Origin of the sequence: Pseudomonas fluorescens group sp., assembly GCF_020093335.1 — a bacterium.
Classification (GTDB): Bacteria; Pseudomonadota; Gammaproteobacteria; order Pseudomonadales; family Pseudomonadaceae; genus Aquipseudomonas; species Aquipseudomonas petroselini.
Map to the genome: position 1 here is coordinate 1 of NZ_JAIOKW010000054.1, position 22,661 is coordinate 22,661.

A 22,661-nucleotide genomic window follows, 5' to 3' on the forward strand; every position below is an offset into this window, starting at 1 on the left:
GGCGGGTTGTGGGCGATGATCGAACGAAAGTTGCCGGGCCGGACTCATGAGGTTCGGCCCGGTTTTCGGGGCTCAGTGCAGGGTGTTCAAACTGGTCCACGGGATGGCGGGCAGAAATTTCTGGCAGGCGAGGGTTGCGGCCACCATTGCCATCAAGAACACCACTTGCAGCGGGCTCCAATAAGCCCAGTGCAACCCTTTGATCCACGGAATCCTGGCATTGAAGTTTTCGTTGACCTTGCCGATTCGCCGCGAGTGGAACAGGCTGATCAGGATCATGCCCAGGTAGGTCAGCATGCCCATGACCCCGAGAATGTAGCCAAACACCAGTAGCATCACCAATTGGGGAATACCATGGCGTAGCACGAGTCTGAACTGGCGGACGCTGAGCCGCTTGGGCAACAGGCGTTCGCTGATCCACAGGTCCTGGACGATCAGGCGTGAGGTGAAGTCGGCCCATAATTGGGCGCCGCGCAGGGCGCAGAGCGCGGGAATGACCGACAGCAGGATAAACAAAAAGAATTTGGCCGGCAGTGAGGTGTCGAGGACTTGATGAAAGGCCAGGCCGTTGGCCAGGGCTAATCCGGCCCAGACTCTGATCCAGCTATCAAGGGTCACCCCACGCGGCAGGAATTTTCGCCAGAAGAAAACGTGCGAATCCGGCAGTCGTTCCAGCAAGTCCGGGTAGCGCCAGGTCAGCACTTCAGACAGGTGTCGCGTGGCATTCCACGCATTCTCATCAAAGCCTGCGACCAAGCGGTATTGTTCCTTCACGCTCATCGGCGTAAGCAACAGGCGCGCCGCCAACGCATCGGCAGAGGTGCGGCGGGTGTCGTTTGCCGTGTCTTGCAGGTTGACGAAGAAGCTTTCCTGCTCACAGCGCGACACCAATTCGCGCCACATCCACGCCGGTTCCGGGTACACACCTTTCTGGTCGTCCCAGCCGAACGCCTGGCACACGCGTTCGAACAGCGGCACGCTCCACTGTGTGTCATGCAGCAGCTGCAGGAGGATGCGTTGCCACTGCTGTTGCAGGTCGAACACACGCAGCCAGGGCTGGTTGTTGTACTGCGTCAGTTGGGTGATGAACTCGCGCTCGGCCTTTTGCTCCAGCAGTTCCTGCAAGGTGCGGCGGTAGTCCTGCAGCAGTTCGCCGCTCAGCGCGTCGTGCTGCCACGGCGTCATGGCGACCTGTTGCCAGGGCGTCAGCCATTCCAGGTGGTTTGCTGCCCAACGGGCGATGGCGCTGCGTTCGCCTGGCGCTTCGAAACAATGGCGCAACAGGCCGGCCTGGAACGCATCGGCACAATTTTGTTGCCGGGCCTGGGCCCAGCGTTCATCGAGGTTGTGCGCGTTAAGGCCGTCGAGCAACGCCTGGGCCGGGTCCGGTGCAGGCGTCTGGAAAGGCGCAGGGCTGACGGGGCTGATGTTCATCAGCTCGGCCAGGTCATTCAGGTTGCCGTAGGTTGCTTCGACCACGGGCGCCTGGACGCTCTCTTGCTCTTCTTCACAGTCCGCCCGCCAGCGTGCGTAGGCCAGCGCTTGTTCATAGGCTTCGCGCAGTCGCTGGAAGCCGGCCGCATCGTCATCCGGGCGGCAGTTTTTCAACAGCCGCGCATAGGTGCGCTTGATGGTGCGCTCGTCGGCGTCTTCCGGCAGTTGCAGTACGGTCCAACACTCCATGTCGTATTCCCTCAGCGCCAGAAACCGTTGTCGAGCTGCTCAAGTTGTCGGGTCAGTTCGCTGCGGGCTTCGCGGATGCGGCGTTCGTCCTGGGTGTCGAGCACTTGCTGGAACTGCGCGGCCCAGTGCCCGAGCTGCTCGCGCAGTTCGCCGAGATTTTCCTGGTAGAGGCGCTCGAGGCGCGCCGTCAGCACGGTGTTGACCTGCTGGTCGCGCGGGTGAACCTTCAACTGCGCCAGCGCTTGCAGGCGTTGCTGGATCTCGTCGGGGCTGAGCACGCCGGGGTTGTTCTCGATCACCAGCGAGTGTTGCTCGCCGGTCAGCGGGATATTCACCTGCGCTTCCAGCAGACCGTTGTTGTCGTAGGTGAAGCGCACGTCCAACGACACTTCACCGGCCTTGCGCTTGGGCACTGGGATGTCCAGTTGGCCCAGCTCGATGTTGTCTTTGACCAGGCGACTTTCGCCCTGGTAGATCTTCAGCAGGACGCGGGTCTGGTCGTCGTACAGGGTGACCACGCTTTTGACCCGGCTCACCGGCACGCTGCTGTTGCGTTCGATCAGCGGCAGGTAGTGGCCGCTTTCGATATGGCCACCGTACTGGTTTGAGGTTTCGATGCCGAGGGTATAGGGGCAGACGTCGGTCAGCACCACTTCTTCCAGTGCCGCGGAGCGCGCCTTGAGTGCCGCTTGGATCGCGGCGCCGTGGGCGACCACCTGGTCCGGGTCGAGGCTGATGGACGGGAAGCGGCCGAACAGGCCGGCGGCGAGCTTGCGCACCAACGGCATGCGCGTGGTGCCGCCCACCAGCAGGATTTCATCCAGGTCGCTGACACGAATCCGCGCATCCCGCAGGGCCCGCTCGATCGGCGCACGCAGGCGCTCCAGCAGCGGCGTGTAGAGCTTGGCCAGCTCCTGCTGGGTGATGGTTTTTACCCACTGCTGGCCGTCGACACGCAGGGCGAACTCGGCGCTGTCATCCTGGCCAAGGGCTTTGCGCACGCGTTCGGCTTCGCGGCGCAGGGCTTGCAGCACGCTGCGGGTGGGCGGGAAGCCTTGGGCATTGCGTTGGCTGTCGACGAAGTGTTCCAGCAACAGGGTGTCGAAGTCTTCGCCGCCGAGGAAGTTGTCACCGGCGCTGGCGCGCACTTCCATCACGCCGTCGAACAGCTCGATGATCGACACGTCGAAGGTGCCGCCGCCGAGGTCGAAGACCAGGAACGAGGTTTCTTTATCGCGCTGATGCAGGCCGTAGGCGAGGGCGGCAGCGGTGGGTTCGTTGATCAGTTTTTCAACGTTGAGCCCCGCCAGTTCACCGGCAATGCGTGTGGCTTTGCGTTGGCCGTCGCTGAAATAGGCGGGCACGCTGATCACGGCGTCGGTGACGGTGTGGCCGTAGGTGCGCTCGATGTCTTCCTTGAGGCTTTTGAGCACCAGCGCGGAGAGTTCTTCCGGGCGAAACGAGCGATCGCCCAGGCGCACTTCGGTGGCACTGCCCATGTAGCGCTTGAACAGCGAAGTGGTCAGGTGCGGGTGGGTGTGCAAGCGCTCTTTGGCTGCCTGGCCTACCAGGACACGGCCTTGATCATCCAGCCCGACCACGCTGGGGGTCAGCAACTGGCCAAGGGCATTGGGCACTAATTCGGCGGCATCACCGCGCCAGACGGCCGCGAGACTGTTGGTGGTCCCCAGGTCGATTCCTACGATCATTACGACAAGCTCCCTCTGTGGTCTGTAAGAATCTGTAACCAATTTTATCCTGAAAGGTTGGGCGAAAAGCAAGGCAACCTACGTTCGCGCCAAAAACGGGCATAAAAAAACCGCTTCCGGTGAGGGAAGCGGTTTTTTGTTTACGCCAGCATCAGAACAACTTCAGTGCCGGTGCTTCTTCTTTCAACGGCTCGTTCTTCGCGGTCTGCTCGTTCCAGCCACCGCCGAGGGCCTTGTACAGGTTGACCTCGCTGGTCAGCTGCGCCAGGCGGTCAGTGATCAGCGATTGCTGGGCACTGAACAGTTGGCGCTGGGCATCGAGGAACGTCAGGTTGCTGTCGACACCAATGCGGTAGCGACGCTCGGCCAGGCGGTAGTAATCCTGGTTGGCCGCGACGAAGCCACGCTGGGCCTCCAACTGCTGCTTGTAGGTTTCACGCGAGGCGAGGCCGTCGGAGACTTCCTGGAAGCCGGTCTGGATCGCCTTCTCGTAGTTCGCCACGTTGATCTCTTTCTGGATCTTCGAGTAGTCCAGGCTGGCGCGCAGGCTGCCGGCGTTGAAGATCGGGATGTTGATCTGCGGGGCGAACGACCAGGTGCCCGAGCCGCCTTTGAACAAGCCGCCGAGGTCCGGGCTCAGGGTGCCGGCGTTGGCCGTCAAACTGATGCTCGGGAAGAACGCGGCACGGGCCGCGCCGATATTGGCGTTGGCGGCCTTGAGGTTGTACTCGGCCTGCAGGATGTCGGGACGACGTTGCAGCAAGTCCGACGGCAACCCGGCCGGTACTTCGCTGAGCAGGTCATCCGACAGCGGCTTGCTGGCGATATTCGCCGGCAGGCCGGTGCCCAGCAGCAGGGTCAGGCTGTTTTCGTCCTGGGCGACCTGGCGGGTATACCGGGCAAGCTGTACGCGGGCGTTTTCTACCGAGGTACGCGCCTGGCTCAGATCGAGGGCCGAGGCCACGCCGACTTCGTTGCTGCGCGAGGTGAGCTTGAAGCTCTGCTCGAACGCGCCCAGGGTGTCCTGGGTCAGCTTGAGCAGTTCCTTGTCGGCTTGCCAAGTCAGGTAGGCGTTGGCCACGCTGGCCACCAGGCTGATCTGGGTGCTGCGGCGTGCTTCTTCAGTGGCGAAGTACTTCTGCAGCGCTTCTTCACTCAGGCTGCGCACACGGCCGAACAGGTCCAGCTCATAGGAGCTGATCCCGAGGGTGGCCGAATACTGGCTGGTGATGTTCGCTTCGCCGGTCTGCGAGGCACGTGCCGGCACACGCTGGCGGCTGCCGCTGCCATTGGCCGACACGGCCGGGAACAGGTCGGCACGCTGGATGCGGTACTGCGCGGCATACGCGTCGATGTTCAGGGCCGCGACGCGCAGGTCACGGTTGTTCACCAGTGCGGTCTGGATCAGCTGTTGCAGGGCAGGGTCATGGAAAAACTGCTTCCAGCCCTGCTCGGCAGCGGCCTGGCTCGGCGCCTGGGCCGACGAATACGCCGGCCCCTGCGGGAACTGTGCCGCTACCGGCGCCTCAGGGCGCTGGTAGTCAGGTATCAGCGAGCAGCCACTGAGCACGAATGCCGTGACGGCTAGGGAAAGTAGCGACTTGCTCATTGGCCAGCCTCTTTAGGAGTTTGCTTGGTTTCTTTCGGTTTACGGTCGCCGATGGCGGACACGGTTGCGAAGAACAACGGTACCCAGAAGATCGCCAACACAGTGGCCGTGATCATACCGCCAATTACGCCAGTACCGATTGCGTGCTGGCTGCCTGAACCGGCGCCCGAGGAGATCGCCAGCGGCAGTACGCCGAGGATGAACGCCATCGACGTCATGATGATCGGCCGCAGACGCATGCGGGACGCCTCGATGGCCGCCTCGACGATGCCTTTGCCTTGTTCGTGGAGTTCTTTGGCGAATTCCACGATCAGGATGGCGTTCTTCGCCGCCAGGCCCACCGTCACCAATAGGCCCACCTGGAAGAACACGTCGTTGGACAACCCACGCATGCTGGTCGCGATCAACGCGCCCACGACACCCAGTGGCACGACCAGTACGACCGCAATCGGGATCGACCAGCTTTCGTACAGTGCTGCGAGGCACAGGAACACCACCAGCAGCGACAAGGCGTACAACGCAGGTGCCTGGGAGCCGGACAAACGTTCTTCGTACGACAGGCCGGTCCACGCATAACCAATGCCCGCAGGCAGTTGCTTGGCGATACGTTCGACTTCGGCCATGGCGTCACCGGTACTGTAGCCCGGTGCCGGAGTGCCGAGGATTTCCATCGCCGCTACCCCGTTGTAGCGCGAGAGTTTCGGCGAACCGAAGATCCACTTGCCCGACGCGATGGCCGACAACGGCACCATCTTCCCGGAGTCGCTGCGCACGTACCATTTGTTCAGGTCTTCAGGCGACATGCGGCTGGCGGCTTCACCTTGCACGTACACCTTCTTCACTCGACCACGGTCGATGAAGTCGTTGACGTAGCTGCCACCCAGGGCAATTGCCAGGGTCTGGTTGATGTTCGACAGCGTGATGCCTTGGGCGCTGGCCTTCTCGTCGTCGACGGTAAGCTCGTATTGCGGCTCATCGTTTACGCCGTTGGGGCGCACACCGGCCAGGATCTTGCTCTGGGCCGCCATGCCCAGGAACTGGTTACGGGCCGCCATCAACTTCTCATGGCCGACACCGCCCTGGTCTTGCAGGAACACATCGAAACCGGTGGCGTTGCCCAGTTCCAGTACAGACGGTGGAACGATGGCAAATACCATGGCGTCCTGGAATGTCTGCATGAAGTAGCCCTGGGCGCGCTTGGCGATTTCAAATACCGAGGTGGACGCATCGCGTTCATCCCACGGCTTGAGCATCACGAAGGCCAGGCCCGAACTTTGGCCACGACCGGCGAAGTTGAAGCCGTTGACGGTAAACACCGATTTCACGCCTTTGCCTTCGCCCGGCTCGCCTTCCTTGTCATTGAGCAGGTAGCTACGCATGTCATCGATGACTTTCTGCGTACGTTCAGCCGAAGAGCCTACAGGCGTCTGCACCTGGGCAAAGATCACGCCCTGGTCTTCATCGGGCAGGAACGCGGCAGGAATGCGCATGAACAGCCAGATCATGCCGGCGAAGATCAGCGCGTACACCAGGAACGCCGGGATCTTGTGCTTGATCATGTTGCCCACGCCGCGCTCGTAGCTCAGTACGCCACGGTCGAAGGTGCGGTTGAACCAGCCGAAGAACCCACGCTTGGGTTGGCCGTGTTTTTCCGGGTCGATCGGCTTGAGCATGGTGGCGCACAAGGCCGGGGTGAAGATCAGCGCAACCAGTACCGACAACGCCATGGCCGAAACGATGGTGATGGAGAACTGTTTGTAGATCACACCGGTAGAGCCGCCGAAGAATGCCATGGGCAGCAGTACCGCCGACAGCACCAGGGCAATACCCACCAGGGCGCCCTGGATCTGGCCCATGGACTTGACCGTCGCCTCCTTGGGCGACAGGTGTTCCTCGGCCATGACCCGCTCGACGTTTTCCACCACGACGATGGCATCGTCCACCAGCAAGCCGATGGCCAGGATCATGCCGAACATGGTCAAGGTGTTGATGGTGAAACCGAACGCCGCCAGGATCCCGAAGGTACCCAGCAATACCACCGGTACGGTCATGGTGGTGATGATGGTGGCGCGGAAGTTCTGCAGGAACAGGAACATCACCAGGAACACCAGCACGATCGCTTCGACCAGGGTGTGCACTACACCTGAGATCGATTCGGTCACAACAGGCGTGGTGTCATACGGCACCACCGCCTTCATGCCTGGCGGGAAGAACGGCTCCAGGGACGCCACGGTGGCACGGATGGCCTTGGCGGTGTCCAGGGCGTTGGCGCCGGAAGCCAGTTTGATCGCCATACCGGAAGCCGGGTTTCCGTTGAACTGCGCGCTGATGCTGTAGTTCTGGCCGCCCAGTTCGATACGGGCGATGTCATGCAGGCGAACCTGGGAACCGTCGGCATTGACCTTCATCAGGATGTTGCCGAATTGCTCGGCCGTCTGCAGACGGGTCTTGCCGATGATGGTTGCGTTCAGCTGGTTGCCGGGCAGGGCAGGCAGGCCGCCCAATTGACCGGTGGCGACCTGGACGTTCTGCGCGGAGATGGCGGTGCTGACGTCGACCGGGGTCAGCTGGAAGTTGTTCAGCTTGGCCGGATCCAGCCAGATACGCATGGCGTACTGCGAGCCGAAGACCTGGAAGTCACCCACACCCGCGGTCCGCGAGATCGGGTCCTGGATGTTGGACACGATGTAGTTGGACAGATCGTCCTTGGTCATGCTGCCGTCTTCCGACACCAGACCAATCACCATCAGGAAGTTCTTCACCGACTTGGTGACGCGGATACCCTGCTGCTGCACTTCTTGCGGCAACAGCGGCGTCGCCAGGTTCAGCTTGTTCTGCACCTGAACCTGGGCGATGTCCGGGTTGGTACCCTGGTTGAACGTCGCGGTGATGGTCATGCTGCCGTCGGAGTTACTGTCCGAGGCGACATAACGCAGGTTGTCGATACCGTTGAGTTGTTGCTCGATCACCTGCACCACGGTGTCCTGCACGGTTTGTGCGGACGCGCCTGGGTAGGTCACCTGGATATCGATGGCGGTTGGCGCGATGGCCGGGTACTGGTTGATGGGCAACTTCAAGATCGACAGTGCCCCGACCAGCATGATCACCAGGGCAATTACCCAGGCGAAAATGGGACGGTCGATAAAAAATTTCGACATGGATTACTCCCCTTTGCCAGCAGCGGCAGCAGGAGCGGCAGTACCGGCAGGCTTGGCGTTGTCAGCCTCCTTGACCTTGACCTCGGCGCCCGGCTTGACGTACTGCAAGCCTTCGGTGATCACACGGTCACCGGCGTTCAAGCCTTTTTCCACCAGCCAGTAGGCGCCGGCGGTACGGTTGGCCACCAGTTCACGCTGCTCGACCTTGTTGTCGGCATTGACGATCAGCGCCGTCGGGGTGCCCTTGAGGTCGCGGGTTACGCCCTGCTGTGGCGCCAGGATGGCCTTGCTGTTCACGCCGGCTTGCAACTGGGCGTGCACGAACATGCCCGGCAGCAGGGTGTGGTCAGGGTTGGGGAACACTGCGCGCAGGGTCACGGAACCGGTGGTCTGGTCGACCGACACTTCGGAGAACTCCAGCTTGCCGTCCTGGCCGTAGTCGCTGCCGTCTTCCAGGGTCAGCTTGACCTTGGCGGCATTGGCGCCGGCTTTTTCCAGTTGGCCGCTTTCCAGGTCGCGGCGCAGCTTCAGCATTTCAGCGGAAGACTGCGTGACGTCGACGTAGATCGGGTCCAGTTGTTGGATGACGGCCATGGAGTCGGCCTGGCCGTTGCTGACCAGCGCGCCCTCGGTCACCGAAGAACGGCCGATACGCCCGGAGATCGGCGCGAACACTTTGGTGTAGCGCACGTTGATCTGGGCGGTTTGAACGTTTGCTTCTGCGGTCATGCGGTTGGCGACGGCGGTGTCGTATTCCTGGCGGCTGACGGCTTGCTCATCGACCAACTGCTTGTAGCGGTCGGAGATGGACTTGGTCTGGGTCAGGCTGGCCTGTGCGCTTTTCAGGGTGGCTTCATACACCGACGGGTCGATCTGGTAGAGCTGTTGCCCTTCCTTCACGTCCGCGCCTTCCTTGAACAGACGCTTGAGAATGATGCCGTTGACCTGCGGGCGAACTTCCGCGATGCGATAGGCCGTGGTGCGGCCTGGCAACTCGGACGTCAGGGTAAAGGCTTGCGGTTGAATAGTGACCACGCCGACCTGAGGGGTTTGAGCGGGCGGAGCCGCTTCTTCCTTTTTACATCCGCTGAGCAGCGATGCCAGGGCGACGGCAGTGACCAGAGCGGTAACAGCTGGCTTAAGTTGCATGAAGATCCTCGGGTCAGGCGCGCAGGGTGCGCACAAGAAGTGTGGAAGGGTAAAAAACAAGCTGTGAGTGGATAAGTAGCTTGCTACGCAATATACTTACGTTCATGGTTGTTTGTAAACTCTTGACAGGCTTCGCGGAGTGTTGACAAAGCAACGCCCGAAGCCTCGATTCCATTACGTTCGGCACCCATGACGGTGTCGTCCCACAAATATTCGGATGATCGTTTACGTCTATTAACGTTGCGTTAACGATAGCCCCCAGTGTCCTGATTGAGGTTTTACTGCCATGGTTCGTCGCACCAAAGAGGAAGCTCAGGAAACGCGCAGCCAAATTCTCGACGCCGCCGAGCAAGCCTTCTATGAACGCGGCGTTGCGCGCACCACGCTGGCGGACATTGCCGCGCTGGCCGGTGTGACGCGGGGCGCCATCTATTGGCATTTCAGCAATAAATCCGATCTGTTGCAGGCGTTGCTCGATACCTTGCATGAGCCGCTGGACGAACTGGCCCGCGCCAGTGAAAGCGAGGATGAACTCGACCCGCTGGGCTGCATGCGCAAGCTGTTGATTCATCTGTTCCATCAAGTGGCCCTGGACCCGAAAACCCGGCGCATCAATGAGATCTTGTTTCATAAGTGCGAATTCACCGATGAAATGTGCGACATGCGCCGCCAACGCCAGACCCACAGCCTGGAATGCAACCTGCGCATCGGCCTGACATTGCGTAACGCGGTCCATCGCGGGCAACTTCCGGAAAACCTCGATACCACCCGTGGCGCGGTGTGCATTCACGCCTACATCAATGGGCTGATCGGCCAGTGGCTGCTGGTCCCCGACAGCTTCCAGTTACATCAGGAGGCGGAACGCTGGGTGGATGCAGGGCTGGACATGCTGCGCTGGAGCCCCAGCCTGCGCAATTGAGACAAAATGCGTAATTGCATCAGGTTGTGTCAACAGTAAAGCCCAAGGACCGTCAATCGTCCTTCTGCCTGATGGTGGGGTGACTTTATATACGGGCTGGCGGGCGGTTGATAGGTAGCCGCCTAAGTATTTTGTAGCGATTTTGTTGCAGGGCTGTGAAGGAGTGTTTCCTAGCCCCCATGAAAAAGCCCCGGTTCCTGCGAGCCGGGGCTTTTTCGTTTCAGCACAATACATGCCCTGTCTGAAGCCTGACGCCGTGTCGTATTACTGGGCAATCAGAGTACGACCTCCGCGTAGCATATTGTTTTCGTGCATACAACTGGTCGAGTGGACAGGTGTTTGGTTTTTCTTGCCTTGCTAGTGTCCGCATCCAAGACGGACAACCGTAATAGCAACGAAAAACCTACGGCGATGAGGGGAACTCTAATGGGTGTGGAAAGTGTGTTTGATGAGTTCATTATTGACTATGAGAAAATCCACGAAGCGTACTGGACCAATACGTTAAGTGAGTACGAGCTTAAACGCTGGCATGAAATGCAGCTTAGAACAGTCTTGCATCATGTCAAAAATAAGTCTGAGTTCTATGCCAGGCACTTCAAAGATATCGATGTGGACGGCATCACTCTGTCGGATCTTGGCGCTTTACCCTTTACCACAAAGGATGATTTGCGAGAGTCCATGATGGACATTCTCTCCGGTGCGTTGGAAGACAGCATTTATTATTATGAAACAACGGGCACCACCGGCCCGGCAACTCCGTGCCCTCGGGATAAAAAAGAAAGCTATGCCAGTAACAAACAACTGTCTATGGCTTATCGGGCTGTGCTGGAGAAGCATTTCCCTAACGAGAAGACCGTTGTTGGCATCATGGGCCCGACTGAAGTGCATTCGTTTGGCGATACCTTGGGTGATGTCTGTCATCAACTTGGAGTGTGTAACGCCAAGATCTGGCCGCATTCCCCGGTGATCGGATATCCCAAGACCCTGCAGTTGATGAAGGACTTGCGCATCGGCGTGGTCGCGTCGGCGCCGGGGCTGCTGCTGGCGCTGGCCAAGGAGGCCGAACGGCTGGGTTTCAACCCGCGCGAGGACTTTCATCTGCGTGCGTTCATGATGAGTGGCGAGCTGTGTACGCCCGCTTTGAAAAACAATTTGTACAGCCTCTGGGGGTGTGAAGCCTACAACAGTCTGTATGGCTCGCAGGAGGCAATGATCATTGCTGCTGCCAACGCCAGCGACCAACTGATGCCGCACCGCCTCAACTACATCATCGAGGTGCTGAACCCGCAGACGGGTGAAAGCCTGGGCGACAGTGGGGAAGGCGAACTGTGCGTGACCATGCTGATCGCCGGCGTGAAACCGTTGATCCGCTACCGCACGGGCGATTTGGTCTGTATTCAAAAAAATCCGAAAAATCCGATCTCCCAGGCGCAGGTCATGAAGGTCGTCGGGCGCGTGAAAGATGCGATGACCCTCAATGGCAAGGCGTTCACAGCGGGTCATATAGAGCAGGCGCTGCTTGAGGGCGTAGAGCAATGCCTGGGCTATCAAATCGTTATCAACTGCGTGAACGGCAGGGACACGGTGATTGCCAAGATGGAAATGTCCAAGTTCTATGAAGGTGATCGCAGCCAATTGACCTTGTTGATTCGTGAGCGTGTACGTGAGCGCCTGGGTGTCGATGCGACCATCATGGTGGTCGATGACCTGGATGACCACGTGAACCTGGGCAGTTGGTTCAGCTGGAAAGAAGCGCGAATTATCGATCAGCGCAATCGATAGGGGGTTGCATTGCCTGTCTTTACGCGGCCTGCTACCCGGCAGACGTTTCCCGCTTGATTGCGCTGGCGCCTGCAGGGTTGCCCGCGGCACAGCTGAGCCCGGCGATGAGCGAGTTTCTTGAGTCCGGGCGACATCCCTTCGGCTACCGAACGGTGGACGAACTGCAGGGCTTGTGGGCGACCGTGTTTACTCGGCCCCCCAAGGTTCCGGCGTTTCTGGCAAGGGCGCTGGCCATCAAGGGGGCGCTGCGTTATGCGAGGGTCGGGAAAATACTGAGTGACTTTCAGGGGGCCGGACTGTATCCGCTGCAGCTGCGATTGAAGCAGGTTGAAGCCCCGACCTTGATAGTGTGGGGGCGCAATGATCGCGTGTTTGATGTTTCGTGCCTGCACGCGGCCTACAGTCTTTTACCGCAGGCAAGCATTTGTATCATCGAGGAGGCAGGGCATGTTCCGTACCTGGAGTGTGCCGAGCAAACTGTGGACGCGCTCAAGCGTTTCTTGTCTGATGAGCGTTGCCCGCACGCCGGTGTGAGTACCTATAAAACGTAGGTAATAGAGGTTGACCCTTAATAATCCTATGAGTAGTATCCAACGGGCATTCGGGAATTAACCCTGCAATGCCCTCAAGACACAGGAAGTCTTAAATGTACTACCGACTATCAGTGCTGAATAACACCTTCGGATCTTGCTCCGAATCCAACACTGCCCATCTTTCGGTTTTCAAAAGCAATATCTGGCGTCGCTAATCCTGCGACCGTCGGTGTCTTGCTGTCTGTTTCAGTCAAACACCCCCCAAGAGTGATTCATTAATAGCCGAACGCTGTTATTCGATCTTTCGTGGCTGTTCCCATGGAAATCGTAATGCGCGAAGGGTGCGCTGAAGTTGTGTCTCTTTTTTGAGTCTCAACTTTTGCCGGCCTTGAGTGGGCGTGTGGTTGATGAGTCATTCATATCAATACTTAGAAAGTTGAACTGCCCAACAGTTTGAAGCGTCGCCCTGTGCGTTCGAATCTCTGTTGTATGGGCTGCTATCAAGAACAAGGAGTGATGTCATGCGTGGAATAACCACACCCGTGAGTGTCCAACTGCATAGTGAGCGTATGAAATGTGACCCGCTTGCCGTGTATGAGGCGGCGGCGAAAGTAGTGGGAGCTGACAAGACGTTTATTCTCGAATCGCTCTCTGGCCCCAGCCGCGATCGCAAGGCGACGATCATCGGAATAGAGCCTCTGCTGGCCGTAAAAATCTACGAGCGCCGTGCAACGCTTGAAGGCGATGAACCGCTGATCAATTACCTGAGAAATGCACTGTCGGAAAACGGAATAGTGGTGGACGCCGCCGGGTGCATAGCGATTGATTCAAGCGATTCCACCTGGGATTTATTGCGTGCGTTACAAGCGCCTTTTGACGTTCCACGCCAGACTCATCCCAGCCTGGCCTTTTTTGGTTACCTGTCATACGACTGCGTTCGGTTTGTCGAAGATATTCCTGACCTCACCGAGCGAACCAATGATTATCCGATCATTGCATTGACCGTGTTTCAGACGCTGATGTATTTCCACGCCAATGCAACAGTCGATGTCATGGTCAACAACAGTGCCCTGTGGGCGTCTCGCAGCACCGATGATTACGTCGCGTTGCTGGCGGATGCGGCCGGGATTCCGGCGGATGACACACCGATCAGTTACCCGTCGGTCACGGTCGCCCGCGATACGGTGCAAAAGGAGCAGTTCCTGGGATGGGTCGATAAGGCGCTGGAGCACATCCGCCAAGGTGACATCTATCAGATCCAGCTTGGTCATGAAGTGCAGGTGGATACGCCGGTCAAGCCGTTCGACGTCTATCGCGCGTTACGCAAGAACAACCCTTCGCCCTACATGTATCTGGCCAACCTGGGGGGAGTTGATCTGATCGGCGCAAGCCCAGAGTTATTCGTTCGTATCAAAGACGAACTGATTGAAATGCGGCCTATCGCCGGTACCGTGGGCAAGACACCGGGCATACCGTCCAGCGAATTGATCCTGAGCATGACGCGTTCTGAAAAAGAACGGGCCGAACATTTGATGCTGGTGGACCTGTGCCGCAATGATATCGGCCGAGTTTGCCAGCCAGGTTCACTTGAGGTGGACGAATTGATGTTGGTGGAGGAGTACTCCCACCTCTATCACATGGTGTCCAACGTGCGAGGGTTACTGCGAAAAGGCTTTGATGCCTTTGACGTGATCAAGGCCTCTTTTCCTGCTGGAACCATGACCGGAGCACCGAAGATCCGTGCCATGCAGATTATCGAAAGCATGGAAAAAAACCGCCGTGGCATCTATGCCGGAGCCGTCGGTTTGATTGGCTTCGACGGCAGTATCAATACCGCGCTCTGCATTCGCTCAGCGGTCCATAAGGATGGGACGTACTACCTGAGGGCTTCGGCGGGCGTGGTCGCCGACTCGGTGGCGGATAACGAGTGGACTGAAACTTTCCACAAGATGGGTTCCGTATACCGTGCTGTTACCGGAAAGGAGATGCTGCAATGAAAGTCTTCCTGATTGATGCCTATGACAGTTTTGTGTTCATTATCAGCCAGTACCTTGAGCAGCTGGGGTTGGAAACCCATGTGGAGCGCAATGATGTTCCGGACCTGATCCAGCGTATCGAAGCCTATGCTCCAGATTTTTGCGTCCTGGGGCCTGGCCCTGGCCATCCGCAGGATGCCGGCTATATCGAAGTCATCCAGCACTTCAAAGGGCGCCTGCCGATTTTGGGGGTATGCCTTGGGCACCAAGCCATCGGTCTGGCATTCGGCGGTTCGGTCATTCGGGCCGACCATGTGATGCATGGCAAGATCAGCACCATTGAGAACGATGGTTGTGGCGTCTACACCCACACCCAAGGGCGCTCGATCAAAGCGACCCGCTACCATTCGCTGATCATTGATCATCAGTGTCTGGCGCGGCAATTGGCCGTGACCTCCACCTCGACGGATGATGGATACATCATGGGTGTCCGGCATCTGGAGTATCCGATCGAGGGTGTCCAGTTTCATCCCGAGAGCATTTTGACGGAGAACGGCCTTGGCATATTCAGAAGCTTCATAGAGCAGCATTGTCGCCCATCAGGGTCATAAATGACGGGCACCGGGTCGACAGTGCTCGACCCGTTTTCAACACTAAGTTATGTCAGAAAGCTTCTATGGATGGCAGGGATTCATCGTGGGTGACTTATTTAAGTATAGAAAGGAAGGCGTACCGCCGAGGGTAGACTTCAAGCGCGTGTTGGATGATTTCTCCTTACTCGCCAATGACTTGCATCGTCGTGACTGGGAGCGTCACCTGCGTAAAATCCTGCGGCGCATCGGCTATGAACGCTACTTGTTGAGCTTGGGGCCTTCGACAACCCATGATCCCTTCAACAGAATCATGACGACTTACCCTTCTGACTGGCTGAAGCGGTACAAGGACGAAAACTTCATTCAAGTGGACCCCATCATCAGGCATTGCCGTCATCACTTTGCCCCGCTGTTTTGGGGGCGCGCACGCCTAAAGGCGAGAGGCTGTACCAACCGATTCTGGAAGGAACGGGAGGGGTATGGCCTATTACGAGGCGTGAGTATTCCCCTGCGGTTCAACGAGATGGCCGGATCACTCAATGTTGCTCAATGCGTGAGCGATACAGATGAACTTGCCGATGATCTGAATGGCCCGTTGGGCATGTTGTTTATGTTGATTCCGTTTTTATTGGAAGGCTCGCAGAAACACTTGAAAACTGTGGGCGAGCCACCCAGCAGCCTGACATTGCGTGAGTCCGAGGTGTTGAAATGGACCGGGGTGGGTAAAACGACGTGGGAAATGAGCTGCATCCTGGGTTGCTCGGAACGAACCATCAACTTTCATATCGCGAATGCAAGTCGCAAGTTGGGGTCTTTCAGTCGTCGGCAAGCCGTCGGTGTGGCGTTGGCGCAGGGGTTGATCTCGCTGTAGGTTGCCCATTTCAAATGGCACAGCGTGTTTTCAGTTGACGAGAAAAAAGCCCCGGCACTCATGCGCGGGGCTTTTCGTTTCGCTCGATTACATCAGAGAGCCAGCGTCGGATAGTCGATGTAACCCACTGGGCCTTTGCTATAGAAAGTATCTGGGCGGGCTTCGTTGAGCGGCGCATCGGCCTTCAAGCGAGCTGGCAAATCCGGGTTGGCAATGAACGGCACGCCCCAGGCCACGGCATCGGCTTTACCTTCGGCCAACCAGGCGTTGGCGCTGTCCTTGGTGAAACGTTCGTTGGCGATGTACGCGCCGCCGAAGGCTTTTTTCAGTTGTGGGCCGAGGCTGTCGGCGCCTTCTTTTTCACGCGAGCAGATGAAGGCGATGCCACGTTTGCCCAGTTCACTGGCGACGTAGGTGAAGGTTTCCGCCAGGTTTTCGTCGCCCATGTCGTGGGAGTCGGCACGGGGTGCCAGGTGCACACCGACGCGGCCGGCGCCCCAGACTTCGATGGCCGCATCGGTCACTTCCAGCAGCAGGCGTGCACGGTTTTCCAGGGAGCCGCCGTACTGGTCAGTGCGCTTATTGGTGCTGCTCTGCAGGAACTGGTCGAGCAGGTAACCGTTGGCGCCGTGGATTTCCACGCCGTCGAAGCCAGCGGCCTTGGCATTCTCGGCACCGGTGCGGTAGGCGTCGACGATGTCGGCGATTTCAGCGGTCTCCAGGGCGCGTGGGGTCGGGTAGTCGGCCAGAGGGCGCACCAGGCTGACGTGGCCTTTAGGCTGGATCGCGCTGGGGGCAACCGGCGTTTCGCCGTTCAGGTAGGACTCATGGGAAATACGGCCCACGTGCCACAGTTGCAGGAAGATCTTGCCGCCCGCGCCGTGCACGGCCTTGGTCACGTTGGCCCAGCCGCGCACCTGGTCGTTGGACCAGATGCCCGGGGTGTCCGGGTAGCCCACGCCCAGCGGCGTCACCGAGGTGGCTTCGCTGAGGATCAGCCCGGCGGAAGCGCGCTGCACGTAGTACTCGGCCATCAGCGCGTTGGGCACGCGACCGGCGTCGGCACGGCAGCGGGTCAGCGGCGCCATGATGATGCGGTTCGACAGTTCCAGGTCGCCCAGTTTGATCGGATCGAAAATAGTCGTCATGGGATAACACCCTTCTCTTTAAGTGGTTGATCAGTGGGTCGCAGGGGCCAGGTCGGCATCGCCGCTCTGACGGAAAGTAATCAAGGTCACCAGCAGCGCTAGAATCGCCAGGGCCGCTGCGGCCAACGGCACGCTGGTCAGGCCGAAACCGTGGGCGATCACACTGCCGCCGACCCAGGCGCCGAGGGCATTGCCGATGTTGAAGGCGCCGATGTTCAGGGTGGACACCAGGTTCGGTGCGGCTTTGCCGAAGGTCACCACGTTGATCTGCAGCGCGGGTACGGCGGCGAACGAGGCGGTGGCCCAGAGGAACAGGGTGATTTCGGTCGGAATCACCGCGACGCTGGTCCAAGTCAGGGCCGTCGAGACCACCGCCATGCTGACGAACACGCCGATCAGGGTGGCCGCCAGGCGCTTGTCCGCCAGCTTGCCGCCGATGATGTTGCCGACGGTGAGGCCCAGGCCGATCAACAACAGCGTCCAGGTCACGCCTTTGGGCGACACGCCGGTGACGTCGCCCAGCAGCGGCGCGACGTAAGTGAAGAGGGTGAACATCGACGCGGCAAACAGCGCGGTCATGCTCAGCGACAGCCAGATACCGGCGCCCTTGAGGGCTGCCAGTTCGGCGCGCATGTCGAGTTTCTCTTCATCACGTTTGGCGGGCAGGAAGCGGATCAGGCCGATCAACGCCACCACACCAATCACCGTCACCGCCCAGAAGGTCGAGCGCCAGCCGGCTTCCTGGCCGAGTGCGGTGCCCAGCGGTACACCGAGCACGTTGGCCAGGGTTAAACCGGTGAACATCAAGGCCACGGCCGAGGCACGCTTGTTGGCCGGCACCAGGTTGGCGGCGACCACCGATCCAATACCAAAGAACGCACCGTGGCACAGCGCGGTGACCACACGGGCAAACATCAGCACGTTGTAGTCACTGGCCAGGGCGCAGAGCAGGTTGCCGATAATGAAGATGCCCATCAACGCTACCAGGGCAGCCTTGCGTGGCAGCTTGGCGGTGGCCAGTGCCATGAAAGGTGCACCGATGGCCACGCCCAGGGCGTAGCCGGTGACCAGCCAGCCGGCGCCGGGAATCGACACGCCGAGGTCCGCCGCCACATCGGGTAGCAGGCCCATGATGACGAACTCGGTGGTGCCGATGGCGAAAGCGCTGAGGGCCAGTATGAGTAGCGAGAGGGGCATTATCGTTTCCTTGTTACAGCGCTGCGTTGTCGTCAGCGCTGAGTTCAGTGGTGAGCGCGGCGAGGAACGCCTGGATGGTTTCCTCGTTGCGTTTGAAAAAGTGCCACTGCCCGGCCTTCTGGCTGCTGATCAATCCCGCCCGTTGCAACGTCGCCAAGTGAGCCGACACCGTTGACTGGGACAAGCCGCAGCGCTGGTCGATCTGCCCGGCGCAGATGCCGTACTCGTGGTTGTGCAGTTGCTCGGGGAACTGCACTTTCGGGTCTTTGAGCCAGGTGAGGATGTCTCGTCGTACTGGGTGCGCCAGCGCTTTTATTATTTCGTCGAGGTCGATGGACATGGCAGGTGCTCGGTGTGGTGCAGCGTTATATCGCGATGAGGCGAACCTTAAATCGTTGTATCCCGATATACCAATATGATTTTGCTCTGAGGACAGGCCAAATCGGTATATCGGGTTATAACGATACGTTGTCGGCAGTGATAGACTGCGCGCCATGAATTATCTCGCACATCTGCACCTGGGCGGCCAACTTCCTGCGCAACTGCTGGGCAGTCTCTATGGCGACTTCGTCAAAGGGCGCCTGCAGGGCCAGTTCAGCCCGCAAATCGAAGCGGCGATCCAACTGCACCGCTCGATTGATCGTTTTACCGACAGCCACCCGCTGGTGGGGGAGGCATTGTCGCGCTTCAGCCTGACTCGCCGGCGCTATGCCGGAATCGTCCTCGATGTGTTTTTCGACCACTGCCTGGCGCGGGACTGGGCGCTGTATGCCGACCAGCCGTTGGAGCGCTTCACCTCGCAGGTGTACCGCGTGTTGGCGGCCGAGCCGCAATTGCCGGGGCGGCTGGCGCAGATTGCGCCGTACATGGCGGCGGATGATTGGTTGGGTTCTTACCGTGAGTTCGCGGTGATGGAGCAGGTGTTGCGGGGGATTTCGCGGCGGCTGACACAGCCGGAGGCGTTGGGGTTTGCAATGCAGGAGTTGCGTCAACTTTATGAGCCGCTTAGCGAAGACTTCCGGCTGTTCTATCCAGAGTTGCAGGCCTTTGCACGCAACCATCTGACCACTGAGGTCTAAAGGTGGGAGCTGGCTTGCCTGCGATTGCAGTCTGCCAGTTGATACATGTGTTGCTGACCCACCGCTATCGCAGGCAAGCCAGCTCCCACATTTTGATCGGTGTTCACTTTATTCAAGCGGCGAATGCTGGCCGTGCATCTACCTGCTCTGCTTCCGGCAACGGCCCAAACAACGCCTTTTGCACCGCCTGCTGCGCCTGATACGCCAGCGCCGCGCGTTCCTGCCCGGCGCAGGCAATCGGCTTGAGCACATGGATTTCCACATCGCCCTGATCATTGGCAAACAGACGCATCAGGTGCGACAGCAAATCATCATCGCCAATAAACGGTGCCAGCGGGTCTACCTGGCCATCACGCAAATAACGGATCGCCACCGGCTGCAGCGACACATCGGCATCGATCGCACTGGCCAGCAAGCGCCCGTGGAACGTACGCAGGCTGCGCCCGTCGGTGGTGGTGCCTTCGGGAAACATCAACAGCGGGTGCTGTTGTTCCAGATGGCGGGTCATCTGCTTGCGGATCAACTGGCTGTCGCCCGACCCTCGGCGGATAAACAAGCTACCGGCCTTGGCTGCCAACCAGCCCGCCACCGGCCAGGTACGCACTTCGGCCTTGGACAGAAATGACATCGGCGCCACGGCGCCCAGCAACGGAATGTCGGTCCATGACACGTGATTGCTCACCCACAGCATCGGCTGCGTCGGCAGCTCACCGTGCACCGTCACACGAAAGGGCAGGGCATTGGTTAGCCGCGCCATGAAAAACCGCGACCAACGCTGGCGCCGCACCATCGAGTTGGCCACGCCCAGACGCTCAAACAGCCCAAACACGCTGGCCATGCTCAAGCCCAGCGCCACCACCAACAACACGCGGGCGATGCGCCCGTAAATCCGCAGGCGACTCATCACATCGCCGCCTTGAAGTGACGGGCGTAACGCGGGCACAACTCATCGCGCTTGAGCAGGATGAACACGTCGGCCACCTGGAAATCTTCATCCCAGCACGGTTCGCCGCAGATCTTCGCGCCCAGGCGCATGTAGGCCTTGAGCAGTGGCGGCATCTCGGCGATCACGTTGGACGGCAGGTCCAGGGCCGGCAGCGGTTTTTTTGGTTCGGCGCGCAGGTGTTCATTGCACAAGTAGCGTTCGCGCAGGCGTTGCATGATCGCGTGGGCCTGGATGCCGCCGTCGTGCATCGGGATGCTCGCGCAGCCCATCAGGTAGCTGTAGCCGCCCTGGTTGAGCACTTCGGCCAACTCGCCCCATAACACGGCGATGGTGCCGCCATTGCGGTAGGCCGGGTCGACGCAGGTACGGCCGATTTCCAGGATTGGGCCCTGCAAATGCAGCAGGCCATGCAGGCTGAATTCTTCTTCACTGTAGAACCGGCCCAAGGTGCTGGCGGCCTGGTGGTCGAGCAAACGGGTGGTGGCGACGAGTCGACCGCTGTTCAAGTCCCGCACGCCGATGTGGCTGCAGTGAACATCATAGTCATCCATGTCCAGGCCCAGCTCAGCGCCTTTCAGCTTGGCGTTGAACTCGCCGCTGAACACGTTGAACCGCAGGGCCTGGGCTTCCTGCAACGCCTGTGCGCCAACCAGGCGTTCGGCTTGCAGACGGCGTTCATTGCCGGTGTCGCTGATGCGGGCGATCTGAGTCATGGCGAGTCTCCGAGTGCCGGCCACGATTTCGGCCGGTCGACTTTGTTGTCCAAAGTCAGGCTATGTAGGCTCGGTGTCATCTCCATGAAGTTATGGTGACGCTTGGATGACAGCCCATCCTGTCGCAAATCTGTCATCAGCCTCGGCTAGGCTCGCGCACTTGAATGCCCCCTTGAGTTTGCGTCCATGGTCAGAGGCCTGCTGTGCGTTGCCTTGCTGTTCGTCACCGTTGTCGCCCACGCCGAAACCTGGCCCGATAAAGAATGGGCCAAGGGCACGCCACTCTCAGGTCCTGCTGTCGATGCCTTGGACGCCTACGCGTTCCCGGCGCGGGACGACGCTACCCGCCAAGGCATTCGCACCGACGCGTTGCTGGTGATCCGCGACGGCGAGGTCATCTATGAACGTTACGCAGCGCCCACCACGGCCAGCACGCCACACCTGACCTGGTCCATCAGCAAAAGCTTGATGGCCACCGTATTGGGTGTGGCCTACGGCGATAACCGTTTCAAATTGTCCGACCCGGTGGCGCGTTTTTACCCGCCCATGAAACAGCACCCGAGCGTGACCATGGCCGACCTGTTGCACTGGGCCTCGGGCCTGGACTGGCAGGAAGACTACGAATATGCGCCGCTGAAATCTTCGGTGGTGGCGATGCTCTACACCCGCGGTCGCGGTGACATGGCCGACTTTGCCGCAGACACCACAGCGGTCAGCCCTCCGGGCCAGGCTTTTCGATATTCCAGCGGCGACAGCACTATTTTGTCCGCCGCCCTTAAAGGCATGCTCGGTCACAAGGCCTACGTGAGTTACCCGTGGGATGCGCTGTTCAAGCCACTGGGCATTCGCAACGCCACCTGGGAAACCGACGCCGACGAAACCTTCGTCGCCTCGTCTTACGCCTACCTCACCGCTCGCGACCTGGCGCGTGTCGGCCTGCTGATGGCACGGGAGGGGCGCTGGGGTGATCAACAGTTGCTGCCCAAAGACTGGGTCGCCTTCAACCGTCAGCCGTTCGATAAATACACAGCCGGCCAGGACGAAGCCGTTCCCGGCGGCCACTGGTGGCTTAACCAAGGTGCGCCGCGGCCCTGGCCAGACGCGCCCGCCGACACTTTTGCGGCCCTCGGCCATTGGGGCCAGGCGCTGTTTGTGATGCCTGAAAAACATCTGGTGATCGTACGCTACGGCGATGACCGCGACGGCAGCTATCGCCACAACGAACTGCTCAAACGCGTGCTTGCGGCGGTGCAGCCATGATCCGTCGTCGTCCGTTTACCAGCCTGTTTCTGCTGCTGTTGCTCGCCCTGCTGGGGTGGATCTGGCACGAGCGCGTCAACCTGCAAGCCTTCCCCGACATCATCGCGGCGTATACGGCCAAGGAGTATTGCTCGTGTCGGTATGTGATGAATAACCCGGCGGCGTATTGCCGTGGGTATGTGAAGCAATACGTGCCGACCAGTGCGTTCCACGATAACCCGGAGCGCAGTGAAGTGACGGCGAGCGGGTTGGGGCGTACGCACAGTGCACGGTGGTTGGGGGAGCGGCAGGGGTGTCGGCTCCAATAGTAGGCCACCGCTCACGGGGCGAGGTTAT

19 protein-coding genes are annotated in these 22,661 nt (G+C 59.6%); 9 read left to right on the top strand and 10 right to left on the bottom strand.

Translation table 11 applies throughout. The annotated features are described in order from the left end of the window. Positions 1-72: 72 nt before the first annotated feature. The 5 genes from K7431_RS28955 to K7431_RS28975 form a co-directional block, all read right to left on the bottom strand. Positions 73-1,683 (bottom strand): J domain-containing protein, encoded by a 1,611-nt coding sequence (locus K7431_RS28955; protein WP_012722681.1) that lies wholly within the window; start codon positions 1,681-1,683, stop codon positions 73-75. An 11-nt stretch (positions 1,684-1,694) separates the two neighbouring features. Next, positions 1,695-3,392, bottom strand: a complete 1,698-nt coding sequence (locus K7431_RS28960; RefSeq protein WP_012722682.1) for a molecular chaperone HscC — start codon at positions 3,390-3,392, stop codon at positions 1,695-1,697. 151 nt (positions 3,393-3,543) lie between these two features. After that, a complete protein-coding gene (gene adeC / locus K7431_RS28965) occupies positions 3,544-5,001 on the bottom strand; it encodes an AdeC/AdeK/OprM family multidrug efflux complex outer membrane factor (protein ID WP_012722683.1) in 1,458 nt (485 codons plus the stop codon). Then, positions 4,998-8,159, bottom strand: coding sequence for an efflux RND transporter permease subunit (locus tag K7431_RS28970; RefSeq protein ID WP_012722684.1), 3,162 nt, complete (start codon positions 8,157-8,159; stop codon positions 4,998-5,000). Before K7431_RS28970 ends, adeC begins: the two co-directional genes overlap by 4 nt. A gap of 3 nt (positions 8,160-8,162) precedes the next feature. Next, complete coding sequence (locus K7431_RS28975) at positions 8,163-9,308, bottom strand: efflux RND transporter periplasmic adaptor subunit (RefSeq protein ID WP_012722685.1); 1,146 nt, start codon at positions 9,306-9,308, stop codon at positions 8,163-8,165. 286 nt (positions 9,309-9,594) lie between these two features. Here K7431_RS28975 and K7431_RS28980 point away from each other — a divergent pair, with 286 nt between their 5' ends. From K7431_RS28980 to K7431_RS29005, 6 genes are all read left to right on the top strand, one after another. Beyond that, positions 9,595-10,227: a TetR family transcriptional regulator gene (locus K7431_RS28980; protein ID WP_012722686.1), complete on the top strand. Its 633-nt coding sequence runs from the start codon at positions 9,595-9,597 to the stop codon at positions 10,225-10,227. Positions 10,228-10,653: 426 nt separating this feature from the next. Then, entirely contained in the window at positions 10,654-12,009 is a 1,356-nt protein-coding gene (locus K7431_RS28985; protein WP_043204936.1) for a phenylacetate--CoA ligase family protein, read from the top strand. Then, positions 11,961-12,560 carry an alpha/beta fold hydrolase gene (locus K7431_RS28990; RefSeq protein WP_148270894.1) on the top strand — a complete coding sequence of 200 codons (600 nt, stop codon included), beginning with the start codon at positions 11,961-11,963 and terminating at the stop codon, positions 12,558-12,560. The genes K7431_RS28985 and K7431_RS28990 overlap by 49 nt, the downstream gene beginning before the upstream one ends. 503 nt (positions 12,561-13,063) lie before the next feature. Beyond that, positions 13,064-14,539: an anthranilate synthase component I family protein gene (locus tag K7431_RS28995; RefSeq protein ID WP_012722689.1), complete on the top strand. Its 1,476-nt coding sequence runs from the start codon at positions 13,064-13,066 to the stop codon at positions 14,537-14,539. Beyond that, the gene (locus K7431_RS29000) at positions 14,536-15,129 is read left to right on the top strand and encodes an anthranilate synthase component II (RefSeq protein WP_012722690.1); all 594 of its coding nucleotides are present in this window, start codon (positions 14,536-14,538) and stop codon (positions 15,127-15,129) included. Before K7431_RS28995 ends, K7431_RS29000 begins: the two co-directional genes overlap by 4 nt. Before the next feature lie 85 nt (positions 15,130-15,214). Beyond that, a complete protein-coding gene (locus K7431_RS29005; RefSeq protein ID WP_043206146.1) occupies positions 15,215-15,982 on the top strand; it encodes a LuxR family transcriptional regulator in 768 nt (255 codons plus the stop codon). Between the two features lie 92 nt (positions 15,983-16,074). On the opposite strand, the gene K7431_RS29010 is transcribed toward K7431_RS29005, so the two are convergent. Genes K7431_RS29010 through K7431_RS29020 form a run of 3 tightly spaced genes read right to left on the bottom strand, consistent with a single transcriptional unit; the run spans position 16,075 to position 18,667 of the window. Then, positions 16,075-17,130, bottom strand: a complete 1,056-nt coding sequence (locus tag K7431_RS29010) for an alkene reductase (RefSeq protein ID WP_012722692.1) — start codon at positions 17,128-17,130, stop codon at positions 16,075-16,077. A 30-nt stretch (positions 17,131-17,160) separates the two neighbouring features. After that, positions 17,161-18,327 (bottom strand): MFS transporter, encoded by a 1,167-nt coding sequence (locus tag K7431_RS29015; RefSeq protein ID WP_012722693.1) that lies wholly within the window; start codon positions 18,325-18,327, stop codon positions 17,161-17,163. A 13-nt stretch (positions 18,328-18,340) separates the two neighbouring features. Next, positions 18,341-18,667, bottom strand: coding sequence for an ArsR/SmtB family transcription factor (locus K7431_RS29020; protein WP_012722694.1), 327 nt, complete (start codon positions 18,665-18,667; stop codon positions 18,341-18,343). 154 nt (positions 18,668-18,821) lie between these two features. Here K7431_RS29020 and K7431_RS29025 point away from each other — a divergent pair, with 154 nt between their 5' ends. Continuing rightward, a complete protein-coding gene (locus K7431_RS29025) occupies positions 18,822-19,406 on the top strand; it encodes an acyl carrier protein phosphodiesterase (RefSeq protein ID WP_012722695.1) in 585 nt (194 codons plus the stop codon). A gap of 112 nt (positions 19,407-19,518) precedes the next feature. Here K7431_RS29025 and K7431_RS29030 read toward each other — a convergent pair whose 3' ends face one another. Together K7431_RS29030 and olsB are read right to left on the bottom strand one after the other, a co-directional pair. Then, positions 19,519-20,310 (bottom strand): lysophospholipid acyltransferase family protein, encoded by a 792-nt coding sequence (locus K7431_RS29030; RefSeq protein ID WP_043204937.1) that lies wholly within the window; start codon positions 20,308-20,310, stop codon positions 19,519-19,521. Next, positions 20,310-21,065, bottom strand: a complete 756-nt coding sequence (gene olsB / locus K7431_RS29035; RefSeq protein ID WP_003172415.1) for an L-ornithine N(alpha)-acyltransferase — start codon at positions 21,063-21,065, stop codon at positions 20,310-20,312. Before olsB ends, K7431_RS29030 begins: the two co-directional genes overlap by 1 nt. A gap of 186 nt (positions 21,066-21,251) precedes the next feature. Here olsB and K7431_RS29040 point away from each other — a divergent pair, with 186 nt between their 5' ends. Together K7431_RS29040 and K7431_RS29045 are read left to right on the top strand one after the other, a co-directional pair. After that, positions 21,252-22,325, top strand: coding sequence for a serine hydrolase domain-containing protein (locus K7431_RS29040; protein ID WP_012722697.1), 1,074 nt, complete (start codon positions 21,252-21,254; stop codon positions 22,323-22,325). After that, positions 22,322-22,633 carry a hypothetical protein gene (locus K7431_RS29045; RefSeq protein WP_012722698.1) on the top strand — a complete coding sequence of 104 codons (312 nt, stop codon included), beginning with the start codon at positions 22,322-22,324 and terminating at the stop codon, positions 22,631-22,633. The genes K7431_RS29040 and K7431_RS29045 overlap by 4 nt, the downstream gene beginning before the upstream one ends. Positions 22,634-22,661 lie beyond the last annotated feature (28 nt).